18 protein-coding genes are annotated in these 19,095 nt (G+C 68.6%); 11 read left to right on the plus strand and 7 right to left on the minus strand.

Going from position 1 to position 19,095, the window contains the following annotated elements:
* Nucleotides 1-209: 209 nt before the first annotated feature.
* From EKM57_RS20825 to EKM57_RS20840, 4 genes are all read left to right on the plus strand, one after another.
* The gene (locus EKM57_RS20825) at nucleotides 210-500 is read left to right on the plus strand and encodes a GIY-YIG nuclease family protein (protein ID WP_129794468.1); all 291 of its coding nucleotides are present in this window, start codon (nucleotides 210-212) and stop codon (nucleotides 498-500) included.
* A 341-nt stretch (nucleotides 501-841) separates the two neighbouring features.
* Nucleotides 842-2,662, plus strand: a complete 1,821-nt coding sequence (locus tag EKM57_RS20830; protein ID WP_129794469.1) for a tetratricopeptide repeat protein — start codon at nucleotides 842-844, stop codon at nucleotides 2,660-2,662.
* The gene (locus tag EKM57_RS20835; protein ID WP_129794470.1) at nucleotides 2,659-3,558 is read left to right on the plus strand and encodes a class I SAM-dependent methyltransferase; all 900 of its coding nucleotides are present in this window, start codon (nucleotides 2,659-2,661) and stop codon (nucleotides 3,556-3,558) included. The genes EKM57_RS20830 and EKM57_RS20835 overlap by 4 nt, the downstream gene beginning before the upstream one ends.
* A 209-nt stretch (nucleotides 3,559-3,767) precedes the next feature.
* Nucleotides 3,768-4,415: a hypothetical protein gene (locus EKM57_RS20840; RefSeq protein ID WP_243451177.1), complete on the plus strand. Its 648-nt coding sequence runs from the start codon at nucleotides 3,768-3,770 to the stop codon at nucleotides 4,413-4,415.
* Between the two features lie 21 nt (nucleotides 4,416-4,436).
* Here EKM57_RS20840 and EKM57_RS20845 read toward each other — a convergent pair whose 3' ends face one another.
* Both EKM57_RS20845 and EKM57_RS20850 read right to left on the minus strand, forming a co-directional pair.
* Nucleotides 4,437-5,222 (minus strand): hypothetical protein, encoded by a 786-nt coding sequence (locus EKM57_RS20845; protein WP_129794505.1) that lies wholly within the window; start codon nucleotides 5,220-5,222, stop codon nucleotides 4,437-4,439.
* A 153-nt stretch (nucleotides 5,223-5,375) separates the two neighbouring features.
* Nucleotides 5,376-8,348, minus strand: a complete 2,973-nt coding sequence (locus tag EKM57_RS20850; RefSeq protein ID WP_129794471.1) for a TonB-dependent receptor domain-containing protein — start codon at nucleotides 8,346-8,348, stop codon at nucleotides 5,376-5,378.
* A gap of 290 nt (nucleotides 8,349-8,638) precedes the next feature.
* Between EKM57_RS20850 and EKM57_RS20855 the strand changes: the two genes are divergently transcribed.
* Both EKM57_RS20855 and EKM57_RS20860 read left to right on the plus strand, forming a co-directional pair.
* The gene (locus EKM57_RS20855; RefSeq protein WP_129794472.1) at nucleotides 8,639-9,673 is read left to right on the plus strand and encodes a hypothetical protein; all 1,035 of its coding nucleotides are present in this window, start codon (nucleotides 8,639-8,641) and stop codon (nucleotides 9,671-9,673) included.
* Between the two features lie 77 nt (nucleotides 9,674-9,750).
* Complete coding sequence (locus EKM57_RS20860; RefSeq protein ID WP_129794473.1) at nucleotides 9,751-10,275, plus strand: hypothetical protein; 525 nt, start codon at nucleotides 9,751-9,753, stop codon at nucleotides 10,273-10,275.
* 124 nt (nucleotides 10,276-10,399) lie between these two features.
* On the opposite strand, the gene EKM57_RS20865 is transcribed toward EKM57_RS20860, so the two are convergent.
* Both EKM57_RS20865 and EKM57_RS20870 read right to left on the minus strand, forming a co-directional pair.
* Complete coding sequence (locus EKM57_RS20865; protein WP_129794474.1) at nucleotides 10,400-11,635, minus strand: aspartyl/asparaginyl beta-hydroxylase domain-containing protein; 1,236 nt, start codon at nucleotides 11,633-11,635, stop codon at nucleotides 10,400-10,402.
* A 2-nt stretch (nucleotides 11,636-11,637) separates the two neighbouring features.
* On the minus strand, nucleotides 11,638-12,381 hold the full coding sequence (locus EKM57_RS20870; protein WP_129794475.1) for a 2OG-Fe(II) oxygenase family protein: 744 nt from the start codon (nucleotides 12,379-12,381) through the stop codon (nucleotides 11,638-11,640).
* A 71-nt stretch (nucleotides 12,382-12,452) separates the two neighbouring features.
* On the opposite strand from EKM57_RS20870, the gene EKM57_RS20875 reads away from it, so the two are divergent.
* Nucleotides 12,453-13,241 (plus strand): 2OG-Fe(II) oxygenase family protein, encoded by a 789-nt coding sequence (locus EKM57_RS20875; protein ID WP_129794476.1) that lies wholly within the window; start codon nucleotides 12,453-12,455, stop codon nucleotides 13,239-13,241.
* Nucleotides 13,242-13,362: 121 nt separating this feature from the next.
* On the opposite strand, the gene EKM57_RS20880 is transcribed toward EKM57_RS20875, so the two are convergent.
* A complete protein-coding gene (locus tag EKM57_RS20880; RefSeq protein ID WP_129794477.1) occupies nucleotides 13,363-13,572 on the minus strand; it encodes a DUF2093 domain-containing protein in 210 nt (69 codons plus the stop codon).
* A 31-nt stretch (nucleotides 13,573-13,603) separates the two neighbouring features.
* A complete protein-coding gene (gene xseA / locus EKM57_RS20885; RefSeq protein ID WP_243451178.1) occupies nucleotides 13,604-15,004 on the minus strand; it encodes an exodeoxyribonuclease VII large subunit in 1,401 nt (466 codons plus the stop codon).
* Between xseA and purD the strand changes: the two genes are divergently transcribed.
* The 4 genes from purD (at nucleotide 14,988) to EKM57_RS20900 (ending at nucleotide 17,498) form a co-directional block, all read left to right on the plus strand.
* Nucleotides 14,988-16,280 carry a phosphoribosylamine--glycine ligase gene (purD, locus tag EKM57_RS20890; protein WP_129794478.1) on the plus strand — a complete coding sequence of 431 codons (1,293 nt, stop codon included), beginning with the start codon at nucleotides 14,988-14,990 and terminating at the stop codon, nucleotides 16,278-16,280. The genes xseA and purD overlap by 17 nt on opposite strands.
* Nucleotides 16,281-16,424: 144 nt before the next feature.
* On the plus strand, nucleotides 16,425-16,853 hold the full coding sequence (locus tag EKM57_RS20895; RefSeq protein WP_129794479.1) for a hypothetical protein: 429 nt from the start codon (nucleotides 16,425-16,427) through the stop codon (nucleotides 16,851-16,853).
* Between the two features lie 13 nt (nucleotides 16,854-16,866).
* Nucleotides 16,867-16,989 (plus strand): hypothetical protein, encoded by a 123-nt coding sequence (locus tag EKM57_RS22715; RefSeq protein WP_256386926.1) that lies wholly within the window; start codon nucleotides 16,867-16,869, stop codon nucleotides 16,987-16,989.
* Nucleotides 16,986-17,498, plus strand: coding sequence for a hypothetical protein (locus tag EKM57_RS20900; protein ID WP_129794480.1), 513 nt, complete (start codon nucleotides 16,986-16,988; stop codon nucleotides 17,496-17,498). Before EKM57_RS22715 ends, EKM57_RS20900 begins: the two co-directional genes overlap by 4 nt.
* 248 nt (nucleotides 17,499-17,746) lie before the next feature.
* Here EKM57_RS20900 and EKM57_RS20905 read toward each other — a convergent pair whose 3' ends face one another.
* On the minus strand, nucleotides 17,747-19,078 hold the full coding sequence (locus EKM57_RS20905; protein WP_129794481.1) for a hemolysin family protein: 1,332 nt from the start codon (nucleotides 19,076-19,078) through the stop codon (nucleotides 17,747-17,749).
* Nucleotides 19,079-19,095 lie beyond the last annotated feature (17 nt).

Genomic DNA, 19,095 nt, shown 5'->3' on the forward strand with positions numbered 1-19,095 from the left:
CGCCGCGTCACCCCAGCGGAGGCTGGGGTCCAAGCGGATTCTCCGATGGCGCCGTGCTCGTCACCAGGTGCGTCCGGACCCCAGCCTTTGACTGGATGTCGGTGGGGCCCGTCCGCGCTTTCGCTGCCCGCATTCCGACGCCGCCTGTGCCGTCGCTCCGGACGGATTTCCGCTGGCCTCCGGGCGGCCGGCGAGTCAGGATCGCGGGTATGAAGGGGGGCTGGGTCTATATCATGACCAATGCGCCGTTCGGCACGCTCTATATCGGCGTTGCCGCGGATCTGGCCCGGCGGGCGTGGCAGCATCGGAACGGCACCGGGTCGGAATTCTGCAAGCGCCACGGCCTCAAGCGCCTCGTCTATTGCGAGTGGTTCGAGACGATCGATGAGGCGATCGCGCGCGAGAAGGCGATGAAGGCGTGGAAGCGGCAGTGGAAGACCAAGCGGATCGAGGAAATGAACCCGCAATGGGACGATCTGTTCGACCGCCTCTTCGGGTGACGCTGCGGCTTCGACCCCAGCCTTCGCTGGGGTGACGAAGGGGCGTGGTGTGGGGGCCGAGCTCATCGGCTCGGCCCTTTCGTCCCTATCCGTCACCCCAGCGGAAGCTGGGGTCCAAGCCGATTCTTCGATAGCGCTGCGCTCGTCACCAAGCCCGTCTGGACCCCAGCCTTCGCTGGGGTGACGAGGGGGCGGATCTGGCTGGGTGGCGCTTTCTCGTCCGTCGCGTCTCCCCAGCGGAGGCTGGGGTCCCAACCGATTCTCCGATGGGGCCGCGCGCGTCGCCAAGCCCGTATGGACCCCAGCCTTCGCTGGGGTGACGAGGGGGCGGATCTGGCGGGGTGGCGCTGGACACTCGGCTGCCCGGGCGGCATCACACCGGCATGGACGTCAACAGCCTCTTTGCGCGGGCCGAGCAGGCGTTTGTCGGGGGGCAGCTCGACGCGGCGCGGCGCGACCTGGCCGAGGTGCGGCGGGCGGCGGGGGATCACCCGACGGTGCTGCACCTGCTGGCGCTGGTCGAGAAGAAGAGCGGCCGGACGGGCGAGGCGCGCGAAGCGTTCGCGCGGGCGGCGGCGCTGGCGCCGGAGGATCCGCAGATCGCCGCCAATTTCGCCAACCTGCTGAGCGAGACAGGCGAGGCGGAGGAAGCGCTGAAGCTGTACGAACGCGCGCTGGCCGCGCGGCCGGCGTTTCGCGAGGCGCGCTACAATCGAGCGCTGCTGCTGCAGCGGATGGGGCGGCTCGAGGAAGCGCTCGCCGATCTCGACGCCTGCCTCACCGAAGCGAGCGGGGACGCCAGGGCGCATTCGGCGCGCGGCGGCGTGCTGCGGCAGCTCGGCCGGTTCGACGCGGCGGCCGGCGCCTATGATGCGGCGCTCGCGCTGGCGCCGCAGCGGCTGGTGGCGCTGCACGGGCGCGCAAGGGTCGCGATGGAGCGGGGCGAGGACGGCGCTTCGGCTTTCTATCGCCGGGCGCTCGCGCTGAAGCCCGACGATCTCGAGCTGACGCTCGGGCTTGCCGAGGCGCTCGAGGCCGAGGGCTCGCCGGAAGGGCTGGAGGTGCTGACCGGGGCGGTGGAGCGCCATCCGGAATGGGTGCTGGGCCATGAGGTGCTCGCCCGGATGCGATCCGAAGCGGGCGATCCCGAGCGGTTCGCCGACCATTATCTGCTGTCGATCGCGCAGCGCCCGACCGACCGCGCGCTGCACCTGTCGCACTGGCAGAGCCTGGCGCGTGGGCAGAAGCACAAGCTCGCCCTGCAGGCGCTCGAGGCGGCGCGATACCATATCGGCGAAGATGCGCAGACGCGGCTGATGGCGGCGATCTTCACCAGCGAATCGGGCGATCCGCAGCGGGCGCTGGAGATGCTCGACGCGCTGGGCGGCGCCGAGGACGATCCTTCGATCCTGTTCGCGCGCGGCCGGATCGCGCTGAGGGCGGGCGACGCGGAGCAGGCGGCCGAGATGTTCGGGCGGGTCACCGCGGCTCAGCCGCAGGGAATCGGCAATTGGGCGCATCTCGATCTGGCCTGGCGCCTGATCGGCGACGAAAGACACGAATGGCTGAGCGGCCAGCCGGGCCTGTACGGGCATCGCGACCTGGGGCTGAGCGAAACCGAGCTGAGCGCGCTGGCGGTGTTGCTGCGATCGCTTCACCGCACCCGCGCCCATCCGATCGGCCAATCGCTTCGCGGCGGGACGCAGACGCGCGGGCGCCTGTTCGCGCGGCGCGAGCCCGAGATCGCGCGGCTGCGCGACGCCATACTCGCCGCGGTCGAGGCGCATCGGCGCGGCCTTCCGCCGACCGACCCGACCCACCCCCTGCTGCGCCATCGCGATTCGGCGCTCGCGCTCACCGGCAGCTGGTCGGTGCGGCTCCTTTCGCAGGGATTCCACGTCAATCACATCCACCCGGAGGGCGTGCTGAGCTCCGCTTGCTATATCAGCCTGCCCGAAACGCTGGGCGGCGCGGAGACGCGCGACGGCTGGCTCGAGCTCGGGCGGCCGCCGGTCGAGCTCGGCCTCGCGCTCGAGCCGCTGGCGGCGATCGAGCCCAAGCCGGGGCGGCTCGCTCTGTTTCCGAGCTATCTGTTCCACGGCACGCGGCCGTTCGCCGACGGCGAGCGGCTCACCGTCGCCTTCGACGTCGTGCCGCGATGAGCCGGGACCCCTGGGCCGCTTATTGGGCGAAAGCCGACGGTGCACGATCCGAAAGCGGGTGCCTGCCGGAAGCGGACCGGTCGGTCGCCCCCATTCTCGAGACGCTGTGGCGCGAATTCGCCGGGACGCTGCGCGGCAAGGCGCGGGTGCTCGACCTCGCGACCGGGGGCGGAGCGGTGCTTCGCCGGCTCGCCGCGGCGCGCAAGGGCCTGACGCTCGTGGGCGTCGATTCAGCGCCCGCTTTGCCGGCCGGCCCGGCGGGAATCCGCCTGATTGCGGACGTGAGGATGGAGGCGCTCCCGTTCGGCGATGCGAGCTTCGATGCCGTCACCAGCCAGTTCGGGATCGAATATGGCGATCGGGCCCGGATCGCCGGCGAGACGGCACGGGTGCTCGCGCCCGGCGGGCGGGTCCGGCTGGTCGTCCACGACCGCGCCAGCCTGATCGTGCGGCACAATGAAGCGCGGCTGCGCGCGCTCGACTGGGCCTCGAAGGAAAGCGGGATCCTCGACAAGGCGCGCGGACTCGCCCGGGCGCGGGCGCTTTCGCCCCTTCCCACCCCGGAGTCCTTCCGCGCCGCCACGAGCGAGGCTCGGCGGCTCTTCCCCGAGCAGCCGGTCGCGGCAGAGTTCGCCATGGCCGTCCTCCAGACGCTGGAGCAGGGCCGGGGCCGGCCCGCCCGGGAGACGATCGAGGTCCTGGACACGCTCGCCGCGCGCGCCGCGGACGAGGCGGGGCGGATCGCCGCGCTGCTGGAGGCCGCCTGCGACGAAGGTGCGGCGGCGGCGATAGGCGACCGGCTGAAGGAGGCCGGGCTGGAGCTGGATCGGCTGTCGGCGATCAGCGAACGCCCAGGCCGCGCGCTCGCCTGGCTGATCGACGCGTCGCGCCGCTGATCCGGTCCGGGCGGCGCGGCGGGACCCGCCGGCGAAGACTCGCAGCCGCGACCAGTCGCGTCGCTAAGCCATGGCCGCTCCCTTGCGAGGCCACGCCGGGGCGTCGTCGACGAATCCGGCCGGGCCAAGGCCGGCGATCCGCCATTTATCCGCCGCGCCGGCTGTCCTATAGCGGCCGCGTGCCGGAAGGGCGTTGGGCCGGAGCCTGGATGATGAAGATCGAGGGTGATTATGAGCGTGACGGCTATGCGTTCGTCCGCAGGCTGATCGCGCCGGAGATTGCGCGGGCCTTCCTGGCGCAGCTGCAGGCGGACCTCGCCGCGCAGCGCGTGGCCTATAGCCAGTTCGCGGCGCAGTCGAAGCTGCTGAACAAGGTGGCGGTCGAGATTTACGGCTACCGCTACAAGCCGATGGTGCCCTTTCTGTGGGGCCTGACGCCGACCATGTGCGAGATCACCGGCCGCGACCTGCTGCCGACCTACAATTTCTTCCGCCTGTACCAGGGCGGCGACATCTGCCGGGTTCATTCCGACCGGCCGGCCTGCGAGCACAGCCTTTCCCTCACCTTGGCCTATGGCGACGACAAGGTGTGGAACCTGGACATCGGCAAGTCACAAGTCGACGAGCCGAAGAGTTTCGCAGAGGATTTCGGCGGCGAGGAATATTCGTCGCTCGGCATGGAGCCGGGCGATGCGGTGCTCTACCGGGGAACGGACCGGCGCCACGGCCGGATCGACCCAAATCCGAATCGCTGGTCGGCCCACATGTTCCTGCACTGGGTCGATCGCGGGGGGCCGCACGCTTCCACGGCGTTCGATGGAATGGTCGAGGTCCCGGAGAAGATCGAGTTCATGTAGGCCAGCGGCCGGAGCGTAAGCTCAGCCCCGCGCCTTCGGCACGAGCAGCCGCTCCGGCCGGCGCTCGCGCGCCGTCTTGAACAGCGAATAGGTGCGGTTCACGTAATTGGCGACGTCGGTGATCGAGGCGGCATAGCTCTTGAGCTCCTCGGTCATCTGGGCCTCGACCAGCCGAACCGAGGCGGACGGATCCGGGCCCTCGAAGCGGACGTAGAACCAGGGCTCGCCGCGCTTCAGGATCAGGTCCTTCGAAAGGTCGTGCCATTCGAACGCCCACATCAGGATGCGCGGCCAGACGTCGATCGGAAAGCGGCCGCAGAGCTGGACGCCCGGCCTGGGCGCGGCGGAATAGTGAAGGAAGGGCGGGAACTGGTTGATGTAGACCGGATCGTCCGAGACGAAGAGATAGGGCGTCGCGATCTGGATGACCGGCCGTTCCGGGTGGCGCCATTCCTGCTGCGGCATGTTGACGAGCATGCTGTTCAGCGTGGCCGGGCGGACCGAGCCCCGCTCGCCCAGCACGTTGGTCATGTTGAGCTTGCCGTCGGGCGTGCGGCCGAGGCGCAGGTGGATGTCGATCGGGCAGGAAATGACGAAATGCCGCCGGTCGAATTCGATCACCGCCGGGCAGAATGCGACCGACTTCGGCACGGCGTTGGGCGCCGGCTCCTGGCGCACCGGCTGAGGCGCGTCCCAGATGACGCTGCCTTTCTCCTCCTTGAACAGCCAGCCCACCTCATAGCTGCGGCCCGTTGCCGGCGCGGCGGCGGGTTCCGCCGGCTCCGAACGCCTGGAGAAGAATCGCATCACTTTCCCCCGCTTCCTCGACGAGGCCAGCTTATCGCCTCGGCGGTGCACGGCAACCGTCGACAGTGATGCCATGGCGGCCGTCCGAAGCTGGCAAAAGAAAAGGGCGGCGAACCGAAGTTCGCCGCCCCAATCCTGCTCCGAGCCCGTCGCTTAGAAGCGGAGGTTCGCGGAGATGAAGAAGTCCCGTCCGAGGACGTCGTAAGTGCCCGGATAGGTGTTGCTCTGCTCCTGGTTGTCGCCGAGGAGCGGCGGCTTCTTATCGAACAGGTTCTGGACGCCCATGTTCAGCGTCAGATTGTCGTTGACGTTGAATCCAAAGGACAGATCGAACACGTCGTAAGCGCCAATCCGCTCGATGAAGAAGTCGGTCGTATCGTCGTCGTCACTGACCGAGCCAACATGCCGCCAGCGAACGCTGGTGGTGACCGGACCGTCCATCCAGGACAAGCGGCTCGACCACTTCCACTTCGGAGTCGGGTTACCAGTCGTATTCTGGCACAGGTTACCAAAGCGCCCGCTGCACTCGGTTACTGAGTCGACACCGACGACCGGAACGAATGCATTCTCCCACGAGTAGTTGCCCATGAAGAAGAAGTTCAGGCGCGATTCGCCCTCGCCGAAGGCGCTGAACCCGAGCGGCTGGGTGTAGTCGACCTGGAAGTCGATGCCTTCGGTGGTCACCGACGAAAGGTTGGCATTGTTCGCCTCGACAATGAACACGCCGCCGCCGGAGATCGAGCCGCCCGCGTCACGGGTGATCAACCCGCAGATCGGATGGCTCGCATCCTGAATGACGTTGTAGCAGAGGTCGAGGACACCGCCGACGCCGCCACCGGCCTGCGCAATCGCGTTTTCGATTTTGATATTATAGTAATCGACGGCGATGTTGAGCCGCGGGATGAAGCGCGGGCGGATGACCGCGCCGACCGTCCAGGTGTCGGCGACCTCTTCCTCGAGGTTCGGATTGCCGCCGAACGTGCCTTCGATCTGCGGGTTCGGCTGCAGGCCGGTATTGCCCACCAGGAAGTCGGGAACGCCGGTCGCCACGCAGAGCGCGCGAACGGTGGCGTCAGCCGCGGCCGCCGGAGTGGCGCAGGGGTCGATGGCCGGCGGGAAGCCGACCTGCTGACCGCCGAACAGCTCCTCCACGTTCGGCGCACGAATGGCGCGCTGGAACTGGCCGCGGAAGGTGATGTCCGGGATCGGCGCGAGCTCTGCACCGCCCGCATAGGTCCACACCCCGCCGACCGCGTCGAGCGAGTAATCCGAGTAACGCGCCGCGCCGTTCAGCTCAAGGCGGCTGATGAAGCCGTCCTGGATGATCGGAACCCGGATTTCGGCGAAGGCCTCACGCGCCTGGTAAGAGCCCGAGGTCGGCTGACCGGCGTTGAAGCCGGCGACGTCGCCCGAGGCCAGGGCCGTATCGGGAATGAACTCGCCGCGCATGCTGCGCCACTCGACGCCCGCCGCGAAGGCGACCGGATCGTTGGCCCAGCCGATCTGGAACAAGGGTCCGGAGATGCTCGCCTGCGCCACCTGCAGCTGCGAGATGTCCTGGTTCTGCGCCAGGATCGAAATCTGGCTGACGCAGTCGGCGCTGAATTGGTCGGCGCCGAACGGGTTGCAGGTGCCATCTCCGACCAGGCGGGTGAAGGCCGAGCGGGAGATGTTGCCGGACTGCACCGCGGCGTTCCGGGTACGGGCGTACATGTAGTAGACGTCGTAGGTCAGCGTCTCCGTGAGATCCCCGCGAAGGCCGGCGAGGACGCGGAAAGCGTTGCGATCGTCGAAGTTGTTGCGCGAGCCCACGGCGGTCGTGCGCGAGTTGACCTGCAGGCGGACGAAGCCCGGCTGCAGCGCCGGGAACGAACCGGCACCTGCATTGAAGCCAGGATAAGGGTTGGGTTCCCCCGCGGCCGCGGCCGCGGCGATGGCCGCCTGCTGATTGGCGGCAATCTGGGTCAGCGTGGCCAGTTCGGCGGGGTCGAGATAGGCCGCGTGCGCAGCGAGGTCGATATCGACATTCTGCGTGATCGGCGTCGCGGCCAGCTCGTTCTGGACGCGGTTGTTGATGAAGGCCACCTCGGTATAGGCGTTGACGCCTTCGGCAACCTCATATTCGGCATAGCCGCCGAGGGTCCAGCGCTCCTGCGGGACCATCAGATAGTTGGCCGGCGCGTAATTATAGGCGTCGGCGTCGACGTAGGCCGTGCTCCGCCCGGGGTTGCCGAAGAAGGCGCCGAGAGGACCGGCATAGTTGGTGCCGGTCGACACGTTGAACGCCGCACCGTCGATCACCGGGTTGACGGCAACGAAGCGGCCCTGCGGGACGCCGGCCGAACCGCCGGGGACGAGTCCCGTGGCGTCGGCATTCTCGGTCAGGGAGAAGCGGGAGAAGCCGCGATCCGCAGCCATGACCGAGCCGCGCTTGTAATATTCGGCATAGGCCGTGACATGGCCGCGGCCGTCGGCAAACTGGGTGCCGATGGCGACATAGGCGTTGTAACGCTCGCCGTCGCCTTCCTCGGTAATGTTGTACTGGGCGCCGGCGATGATGCCGTCCAGATCGGTCCGCAGGCGGAAGTTGACGACGCCAGCGAGAGCGTCCGAGCCGTACACCGCCGAGGCGCCGCCGGTGACGACGTCGACGCTGTCGATCAGGAATTGCGGGATCGAGTTGAGGTCGACGATCTGGTTCGTATCGAAGAAGATGTAGCGGCGGCCGTTGACCAGCACGAGGTTGCGCTGGGCGCCAAGGCCGCGAAGGTTCAGGGTGGCGACGCCGCCGCCGGGATTGTTCGAGAAGGAGGTCGCGCCCGGAATGACCTGCGGCAGCGTGTTGATCACCTGCTCGACGTTGACGGCGCCGGAGAGCTGGAACTCCTCGTCCTGGACGACGGCCATCGGGCTGGTGGCGGTGAGGTCGCGGCGGGCAATGCGCGAGCCGGTGACGATGATCGCTTCACCGCCGGCCGGATCCTGAGCATCGGTCGCGAAGTCGGCCTCGGCCTGGACCGACGGCGTATCGGTCGTCTCGTCCTGCGCAAAGGCCGGCGTGGCGAACCCGGCCGCGCCGATGAGCAGCGTCGAAGTCAGAAGGCGCTGACGAAAAGTCGTCTTCATGTGAGATGTCCCCTAGCAAGTGACGGCATGATGCCGTTCGATTTTTGCCCCCGGATGCCGCCCATTCGGGTCATCCATACCGGCCGCAACACATCAAAAACGGCCCGACGGCCGCTTTCATGGCGCTCCGTTTAGGCCAGCAGAAGAGAGCAAAGCAATGTGGCGGACGGCCCCGCTGCAAAGTTGTGCCCCCCCTGTAGCAAAAAGGTCACATGCTGTCGGCAGTGGGAGACCCTTTGCCTGCGAAGCGCCGGCTGGAATTGCGGCCCCGGGCCTGTACAAAAGCGGACATGACCCCCGAAATCTCTGCCCGGGTCGTGGCGACCGATCCGCAATGGCTTCCCCATACGTTCGGGCCCGACGGCTCCCGGCTCACCTCCGTCTTCGTGCCGCGGGCGAAGCACCAGGAACTGATGTTCCTCACCGACGACCATTATCTGAATCATTATGCCAAGGCCGAGCTTCCGGCCGACGCCGTGGGCCGGGAGATCGGCGACGCCGCGACCGCGCCGCTGCACTTCATCTTCCACACCGCCTTCTGCTGCTCGACCCTGATGGTGAAGGCGCTCGACATTCCCGGCCGATCGGTCGGGCTGAAGGAACCCGAGATACTCATCAACGTCGCCAACCGGATCGCACGCAGCGACGATGCGGCGAACCGGCAGCGGCTCGCACTCGTGCTGCGCCTGCTCGCGCGGCCCTATGCCCCGGGAGAGACGGTGATCGTCAAACCGTCCAACTCCGCGAACCGGATCGTTCTTCCCGCCCTGGAAATGCTGCCCCAGGCCAGGGCGGTGCTGATGCATTCCGATCTGCCGACGCTGCTGCGCTCCGTCGCCAAGCGGGGCATGTGGGGCAGGCGCTGGGCACGCAAGGTCTTCCGCAACGTCAGCGCGTGGAGCTCGCTGCAGCTCGGCTACGAGCCGGGCGAGCTGTTCGAGCTGACCGACCTGCAGGTCGCCGGCCTCACCTGGCTGATGCAGGTCCACCATTTCGGCGAGGTCGCGCGGCGGATGGGCTCGCGCGTGATGGTCCTCGAAGGCGCCGAGCTCATCCGCGACCCGAGCCCGGTTCTCGGCCGTGCCGCCGCCTTGTTCGCGCTCGAGCTGGACGAGCCCAGCTTGTCCGCTATCGCCAACGGATCCGTCTTCTCGCGGCACAGCAAGTTCGCGCAACGCGACTATAGCGTCGACGCGCGGGAGGCCGAGCATGATGCCGCCGTGGCGGCGCATGGCGAGGAGATCGACCTCGTGGTGAAGTGGGTCGAGGCGGTCGCCGCCCATTGCGGCGTCCGTGCCACACCTGCCGGACCGCTGCCGGCTTGAAGCTTGCGGGCTTGCGTCGGCAAGCGCCTTGTCACGCCCGCTCCGGCACCGCTATCGTCGGCTCCGAAGGAGAGATCATGCGAGCGCATCACTGGTTCATCGCCGCTTTCGCCGTCGCCGCGCCGGCCGCCGCCCAGGAGGCGCAGACGCAGCGGCCGGCTGCGCTCACGCGCCTGATCGACTGCCGTGCCGTCCAGGGCGAGGCGGAGCGGCTCGCCTGCTACGACGCGGCGGTCGCGGCGTTCGAAACGGCCGAGCAGAACAATGAGGTGGTGGTGATGGACCGGCAACAGGTCCGCCGCACCCGCCGCAGCCTGTTCGGGCTGGTGCTGCCGGACCTCGACATTTTCGGCGACAACCAGGTGGACGAGGTGGAAGGCGTCAGCGAGCTCGAGACGACGATCCGCAGCGTGCGGGAAGACGGCTACGGCAAGTGGGTCTTCGTCCTGGAGGACGGAGCGCGCTGGCGCCAGCTCGATTCACGCGAGCTCGCCCGCGAGCCGCGGCCCGGCAATACCATCCGGATCCGCCGGGCGGCGATGGGCTCCTATCTCGCCAATATAGAGGGCCAGGTCGCGATCAGGGTGCGACGCGAGCAATAGGCGCCGTTGCGGCCTCGACGTCCGTCACGTCGGTCGCGAGACATGTCGCACCCGGGCCCCGGGGGAACGGCCTTTCCCCCGAAGGCGTGCTTTAGCGCGTCCAGGGCTGGATCCGGGAGCAGGCTCAGCCGACGACCCGCACCACGTCGCGTTCGGCGTCGGTCAGCAGAGGGTTCCAGACGTCGAGGATGAGAATCGCGCGCGGGCGATCGCTCTCGTTCCAGGCTTCGTGCTCGATCGTGTCGTCGAACGCCCAGGCTTCGCCCACTTTCCACTCGCGCGTCTCGGCCCCAACGCGGAAGCCGCAGCCTTCGGGAATGACCAGAGGCAGGTGCACGGTGGAGCGGGCGTTGCTCGAGCCGGTATGGGGCGGGATTCGGGTGTGCGGCTCGAGGATCGAGAACATCACGGTCGGCGCCTTGCCGGGCACGTCCAGCAGGGGCACCGCCTCCACCGCCGCGGCGGTGGCGCGGCAGCGAGCGCAGGCGGCGTCCTGCCGTACTCCGTCCTTCCACAGGAACCAGGCGCTCCAGCGCGGCGAATGGTTGAGCTCCACCCACTGGTTGACCGGCTGGGTCGGATCGAAGGCGACATAGGGCCTGAAACCGCTATCGCCTTCGTCCCACAGCGACACGAGATCGCGAACGATCTCGTCGGTCCGCGCCTCCAGCGCCTCGAACCAGGGGAAGAGCCGACGATCGAAGAATTCGATGGCGGGCAGATAGGGGAAATGGCCGTCCGTCGGCTGCTGCTGATAGACCTTGCGCAGGCCGGCGCGGTGCTCGGCATAGGCGCGGGCGCGGGCGAGGTCGGCATCCGGGTGCGCCGCATAGACCCGGGCGAGCGGGCTCGCCATCGCCCCGGCGCGGCGCTCCGAATCCTGGCGCACCACCTCGCGGCCATGGCCGAGCGCCTGGCGGATCGGATCGGGAAGCCTGTCCGGATTGGGCGTGGCGGCAATCAAGGCGCGATAGATTTCGGCGCTCTCCGGCAGCCGGCCGAGCCGCTCGAGCGCCTGCGCCTTGCGCAGCAGGGCGGGAAGCAGATAGGCGTCGACGGCGAGGGCGCGATCGAGCGCCTCGATCTCCCGCAGCGCATCGCCCGCCTTCTGCCAGGCCTCGGCGAGATTGAGCAAGATCGGCGGCGCCCTGGGATCGGCCGCGGCCGCCCGTTCCAGCATCTCGATCGCGCCGCGCAGGTCGCCCGCCCCGAGCCGGGCGAGGCCGAGCGAGTTGAGCGCGACGGGATTTTCGGGCTGGGCGGCGATCACCGCCTCGAGCAGCCGCGCCGCCTCGTCGGGACGGCCCTGGCGGCGCGCCTCGGAAGCGCGCGCAAGCATGTCCTGAGGCCCGGCCGCCACGCTCACCGGTCCCTGAACCAGCCGGTGATCGCGAAGCGTCCGACCGGCGCGAAGGGCGGCACGTAGGAGACGCTGTGCTTTTGCGGCACGGCAAAAAGGTTGAGCGCGTTGAAGCGCGGCTTGAAGCCTTGGACGATATCGCCCTCGGCATCATGGAACAGCAGATAGCCGCCCCATTCGGGCCGCCAGTCATCCGGGGCGAAATTCAGGACATAGGCGACCCTCCAGCCCTGGGCGACGTGGCTGTCGTCGTGCAGCGCCAGGAACTGGTTCGGCGCGTAGAGCGTCGCCTGGCCGTCGGCCTTGATCAGGTCCGGCATTCCGGTGACGGCACGCACCAGATCGAGGAACGGCTCGTCATTGATATGCTCGAGCAGCAGGTCGTGGACGCCGCCCGGATTCCATTTGCCGAGATAGGCCTCGACCAGATGATAATGCATGTAGGCGAAGGCATAATCGCGGCCGCGGATCGCGGTAGCGATCGCCGTCTCCATATGCGCCCGCTCGGCCGGGCCGAGTGCCGCAAGCTGCTCGCGCCGGACCTGGGTCGGACGCCCTTGCCCCGCCTGCCAGGCCAGCCCCCAGGGCGTCTCCCGAGCCAGCACGCGATGAAGCGTCGCGGCGGCGGCGTCGGTCAGCACGTTGCGGATCTGGATTCGGCGCGTGCCGGCGAAGTCGGCGGCCAGGCGCTCGCGATCGAGTGCCGGATTGATCTCGAAGAGAGGAATGGTGCCGGTCAAGTCCATGTTCCGAGACGCGAATGACGAGAGAGTGGCGGTTTGACGGAGACGCAGGAGCGGGTTAGCTCGGCAGCCATATGAAAGGCAATGCTCCCGCCTCGCCGGCCGCGGCCGCCGCCGGACCGAGCGGGTCCGGCGAGGCCTGCTTTGCGCTCAACCCGGCGCTCGACGCGATGGCCTTGCGCGACCGGTTCGCCGCGCGAGGACGGGTCCATATCCCCGACTTTCTCGCCGCCGACGGCGCCGCCCGCCTGCTCGCCCACCTGCGCGAGCGTCCGGACTGGATCCTGGTGATCAACCAGGACGACAAATTGTTCGAGCTCGACCGGAGCGCGCAGGCGGCCCTGACCGAAGCGCAGAAGGCGCAGCTCGACGCAGCCGTCCATCGCAGCGCCCGGCGCGGTTTCCAATATCGCTACGAGACCGTCCGCGTGCCCGATTCGGCCGCCAAGCGGGCGGCCGAACCGACCCTGCTGACCCGCTTCGCCGATTTCCTTGCCGAGCCCGCCACATTGGCGTTTCTGAGAACGGTGACCGGCGCGGATGCGATCGGCTTCGCCGACGCCCAGGCGACGGCTTATTCGCCCGGTCATTTCCTGACCGCCCACGACGACAATGTCGCGGGAAAGGACCGCGCCGCCGCCTATGTCATGAACCTCAGCGCGGAATGGCGCGCCGACTGGGGCGGCCTGCTGATGTTCGAAGGCGGCGACGGCCATATCGAAGAAGCCTATGTTCCGCGTTTCAACGCCCTGAACCTGTTCGCCGTGCCCGCCCCTCACAGCGTCAGCTATGTCGCGCCCTTCGCGCCATGGCGGCGCTATTCCGTAACGGGCTGGCTGAGGGCGATCGCGCCGCCCGCCTGACCCTTCGGCGCCAGTCACATCGAACGGGCAAGCGATTTCGCATCGATCCGGCCGCCATTCCCTATCGGGCTCCGGTGGAGATACGGGCCGGTCGCGGCGCGGAGAACCAGGATGCCGCGCATCATGGGTTCGGACCGCGAGCCTCCGCCTTGAGCGAGGCCTCCGCCGATGCGTAGGGCTCCTGGCGCTCGACGTTCCAATATTTGAGGTCGGCGAGCGGGATCGGCTGGCGGGTGACGGCACAGACCACATGGTCGCCAGGAACCAGCACCCGATAAGTGCCCGGAAGATAGTGAAGCCGGGCGAGCCGGCCCTTGTTCGACATCAGCATGATCGGATCACCTAATGTTGAGATCGTTCAATCACAACAGCTTGGGCTGTTCAACCTTCGTGCCGACAGGCGGCGGGCGGCGGGGCGGCGGGGCGGCGCCTCCGCCGGTGGCGGCATCGACCGCGCCGTCATGAAAGACCAGGCGGAGCAAGCGAGCGCCACGCGCCGCCTCCGCCGAAATGAGGATGTGGCCGTCGCGATCCTCGACCCGGGCATAGCCCTTCTCGAGAGGGCGGTTGGGATGGACGAGGCCGGCCACCCGCCACAGGGCCTCGAGCCGCTCGCGTGCACGGACGTGGGCGGCGACCAGCAGCCCGGGCCGGAGCGCGCCGGCGGCGTGACCGAGCTCGCCGCGCGCCCGGTCGAGCCGGCCCCGCAGCGCGCGCGGCAGCCGGTCCGACAGTTCGTCGAGGCGCTGACGCTGCGGCGCCAGCAGGCTTTCCCGGTCCGGCCAGTGACGCACGCTGGCCTGGAGCTGCTCCGCGGCCCGGTCCAGAGTCCGGCGGGCGCAGCGCTCGCTCCTGAGGCCCAGCTCCCGCACCGAAGCGAGCAGGTCGCGGCGCACGGGAACCGCGAGCTCGGCGGCGGCGGTCGGAGTCGGCGCGCGCATGTCGGCGGCGAAGTCGCACAGCGACGTGTCGGTCTCGTGCCCGACCGCCGATATGGTCGGAATGCGCGAGCCGGCGACGGCGCGGACGACCTCCTCCTCGTTGAACGCCCACAGATCCTCGATCGAGCCGCCGCCGCGGGCGACGATGATCAGGTCGGGGCGCGGCATCGGACCGCCCGGCCCGAGCGCGTTGAAACCGGCGACCGCCGCGGCGATCCGGGCGGCCGCGCCCTCGCCCTGGACCGGCACCGGCCAGAGAACGACATGGCAGGGGAAGCGATCCTCCAGCCGATGCAATATGTCGCGAATCACCGCGCCCGTCGGCGAGGTGACGACGCCGATAACACGCGGCGCGAACGGCAAGGGGCGCTTGGGCGCCGCATCGAACAACCCCTCGGCGGCAAGCTGACGCCGGCGCTTGTCGAGCAGGGCCATCAGCGCGCCCTGTCCGGCGAGTTCGAGACGCTCGACGACGATCTGGTAGCGCGAGCGGGCGGGATAGGTGGTGAGCTTGCCGGTTGCGACCACCTCCACCCCGTCCTCCGGCGCGAATCGCAAGGCGGCGGCATTGCCGCGCCAGATCACGGCATCCAGACAGGCGGAATCGTCCTTGAGCGTGAAGTAGCAATGGCCCGAGCCATGGCGCTTGAAGCCCGAAATCTCGCCGCGGACGCGGACATGGTCGAACGCGCCCTCGACCGTACGGCGCAGCGCCGAGCTGAGCTCGGAAACGCTGATGGCCGGCGCGTTGTCGCCCGGGGCCTGGGTTGCTAGGAGCCCCCCGTCGTTCGGAGAATTTTCGTCCATGAATGTATTGCTCATCGGTTCGGGCGGGCGCGAGCATGCGCTGGCGTGGAAGCTCGCGCAATCGCCGCTGATGGGCAAGCTCTACGCGGTGCCGGGCAATCCCGGAATAGCCGAGTACGCCGAAGTGGCACGGGTCGACCCGGCAGACCATCGGGCCGTAATCGGTTTCTGCCGCCGCCATTCCGTCGGGCTGGTGATGATCGGGCCGGAAGCGCCGCTGGTCGACGGGCTGGCCGACAATCTGCGCGCGATGGGCCTGCTGGTTTTCGGCCCCAACCGAGAACCGGCGCGGCTGGAAGGATCGAAAGGCTTCACCAAGGCGCTGTGCACGCGGGCCGGGATCCCGACCGCCGCTTATGCGCGCGCCTCCGACCGCCTCGCCGCCGAGGCGGCGCTGGAGACGTTCGGCTTTCCCGCGGTGATCAAGGCGGACGGCCTGGCCGCCGGCAAGGGCGTGGTGATCGCCGCGAGCGAAGACGAGGCGAAGGCGGCGCTGGACGCAATGTTCGACGGCGGTTTCGGCGCCGCCGGCGATGCGGTGGTCATCGAGGAATTCATGGAAGGCGAAGAGGTAAGCTTCTTCGTCCTGGTGGACGGCGAGACGGTTCTGCCCTTCGGCTCGGCCCAAGACCATAAGCGGGTCGGCGACGGCGACACCGGCCCGAATACCGGCGGCATGGGCGCCTACAGCCCCGCCTCCATCTTCGACGCCGAACTCGAGCGGCGGACGATGGACGAGATCGTGCGGCCGACGGTGCGGACGCTGGCCGAAGCGGGAACGCCTTATTCGGGCATTCTCTATGCGGGCTTGATGCTGACCCGCGAGGGACCGAAGCTGGTCGAATATAATGTCCGATTCGGCGACCCCGAATGCCAGGTGCTGATGATGCGCCTGGAAAGCGACCTGCTCGAGCTGGCGATCGCCACCGCCAGAGGCGAGCTGGCGCAGGCGCCCGCGCCGCGATTCTCGGACCGGGCGGCGCTGACCGTCGTGCTGGCCGCCGACGGCTATCCGGGCACGCCGGCGAAGGGCGGCGAGATTGGCGGGATCGATCGCGCCGAGGCGAGTGGAGCCAAGGTGTTCCAAGCCGGCACCGCCAGCGAGGACGGCCGGCTGGTAGCGTCCGGCGGCCGGGTGCTCGCCGTCACCGCCACCGGCGCGACGGTGGGCGACGCGCAGCAAGCCGCCTATCGCGCCGTCGATGCGATTCGATTCCCCACCGGATTCTGCCGGCGCGACATAGGCTGGCGGGAAGTCGAGCGGCTCAGCCGGGAATCGCTCCAGGGCTGACGATCCGCGCCGAAACGATTAATGAGGCGGACCGGAGCATGGTCCGCCTGGATCGGATCGGATCATGTCCCGAGTTCATTGTGTTGCCACGTCCGGGCCCCCCACGCGTCGCCGCCGGAGCTGGAAAGGTTCAGGGAGAAGCTGTTGCCGACTTTCGCCAAGATATTGATCGGCGCCGCAGCGGCCTTGCTGGCCGGCTGGATCGCGCATGGGCCGCTCGGCCAGGGCAAGGCCTTCGCCGACCGGCTGCAGGCCCGCGCCGAGGCGGTGGTGGTGGAGTCCGAGCTTCCCGGTGTCAGCGTTCGCATCGCCCGCGATCCGCTGGCGCGGCAGGCGATCCTCTCCGGCTCGGCCAACCAGTTCCAGCGCGAGGGCCAAGGCACCTTTCCGGGCCTCAACGATCGCATCGGCGGACTTGCCGGGATAGCCGGCGTCCGCTGGGACGACGAAGGCCGCCAGGGCGGCGGCATTCCCCTGCTGCTCGAGACATGGCTCATCGTCCTGATCGCCTTCCTGGTCGGCCTCGGCATCGGCTGGCGATGGTTCCGGCCGCGCCCGGAAGGCTATTTGTGAGGCGAATCAGATCATGCTGAGCTTGATCCAGTTCAACCTGCCGGTCATCGCGGCGGCGCTCCTGATCGGCGTCGCCACGGCCCGGTGGATCTTCCGCCGCCCTCCGCGTCGGACCGATAAAGGGGATATTTCGTGACCTTCGACACCACCACCATCATCATCATCGTAGCCGTGCTCGCGGTGCTGATCCTGGCCTTTTTGGCGCTTCGGCCGCGGACCCAGCGGATCGAGCGCGAGCCGCGCCCGTCCGCCGAGCCTTACGCGGTCGCCAAGGAACGCCCCTATATGAGGGACAAGGAAGGCGATGGGGTGGCCGACGAAGTGGCCGCGGCCACGACGGACGTGGCCGGGGAAGTGCTCAGCGTCGACGCCCACCGCGAACTGGGCGGGCCGGCCGGGCCGGCGGACGACCTGCAGAAGCTCAAAGGGGTCGGCCCCAAATTCGCAGCCCGTCTCCACGAACTCGGCGTGCACCGGTTCGACCAGATCTCCGGGCTCAGCGAGACCGAGCTGGCGATGCTCGACGAACGGCTCGGTCCCTTCCGCGGCCGGCTCACCCGGGATCGTGTGGCCGAGCAGGCCCACTATCTCGCCCGGGGCGACGTCGACGGCTTCGAGGAGAAGTTTGGCAAACTCGGCGGCTGAGATATCGTCCACGCACACCGGCTTCAGGCGGTCATGGTTCGCAATGAGCGCGAAGAGACGGCGCCGCACGGAACCAGGCCGCCGGACGTCGAGGGAAAAGGCTGGGCCCGGATGCAGTCAGGCATGGCGACGGTGCCGTGGGGACGAAGGGACGTCAGCAGCGATGCATTCTGCCTGCGTCTCTGCGAGACATCCGCCCGGACCGGCGCATGCGCCCGGCCGAGAAGAATGGATAGACGCGACCCTTGTCAGACGCGGCGGCGGGCGGCGGCGAGCTCGCTTGCCAGGAGCTTGTCGATCTTGCGACCGTCCATGTCGACGATCTCGAATCGCCATCCGCCGAAGGAAAAGCGCTCGCCGACCTCAGGCAGGTGCCGCAGAACGGAGAGCGCGAATCCGGCCACCGTCGCATAGTCGCGGTCTTCGGGCAGCTTGATGCAGAGGCGGTCCGACAAGAGGTCGGCCGAGGCCGACCCCGAGACCCACCAGCTGCCGTCGTCGCGCTCGACGAGCGGCGGATCGGTGTCGAGATCCTTGTCCGAGGCGAACTCCCCCGCAAGCGCGGTCATCAGGTCGGCCGGGGTCACAAGCCCGTCGAAATGGCCATATTCGTCGTGAACGAAGACCATCGGTACTTCCGAGTCGCGGAGCACGTTCAGCGTGTTCATCGCGTCCATCTGGTCCGGGACGACAGGCGCCGGACGCATCAGCGACTTTAGGTCGAGCGGGCGCCCCTCGATGAAGGCGGTGACGACGTCGCGCGCCTGGACGACGCCGATGAGCTTGTCGACCGAGCCGTCGCCGACGGGCAGTCGGCTGTGCGGCGTTTCGAGCAGTGCCCTGCGGATCGTCTCGGGGTCCGCGCTGGCATCGATCCAGTCGACCTCCGTTCGCGGAGTCATCACTTCGCGGGTCGGCCTGTCCGCCAACCGGACCACGCCGGAGATGATCGCCCGCTCGCTCTCCTCGAGCACGCCCGCCGTCGCCGCCTCGGCAACGACCAGATGGAGATCCTCCGCAGTGACATGATCGCCGGTCTCGCGGCGAAGGCCGAGCAGCCGGAAGATCAGGGCGCTGGTGCGGTCGAGCAGCCAGACGAACGGGGCGGTCGCCCTGGAGAGCCAGAGCATCGGCAAGGCGATGAAAGCGGCGATCGGCTCCGGCGCGCGCAGCGCGAACTGCTTGGGAACGAGCTCGCCCACCACCAGCGAGGCATAAGTGGTGAGGATGATGACCAGGACGAAGCCGACGCTCTGCGCCATTTCCGGATCCAGCCCGAGCGGGACGAGGCGCTGACCGACCGGTCCGCCCAGGCTCGCACCCGAATAGGCGCCGGCGAGAATGCCGATCAGCGTGATGCCGATCTGGACGGTCGACAGGAAGCGTCCCGGATCGGCGGCGAGGTCGAGCGCGGTCTGGGCGCCCTTGCGTCCGGATTTCGCCAGGGCCCTCAGGCGCGGCCGGCGCGACGAGACGATCGCCAGCTCCGACATGGCGAAGACGCCGTTGAGCGCCACCAGGAACAGGATGATGGCGACGTCGAGCCACGGGAAAGGTTCGAGTGGGATGGAGGGGGGCATGGCGTCGTTCGGCTATC

Source organism: Sphingosinicella sp. CPCC 101087 (assembly GCF_004151485.1).
Classification (GTDB): Bacteria; Pseudomonadota; Alphaproteobacteria; order Sphingomonadales; family Sphingomonadaceae; genus Allosphingosinicella.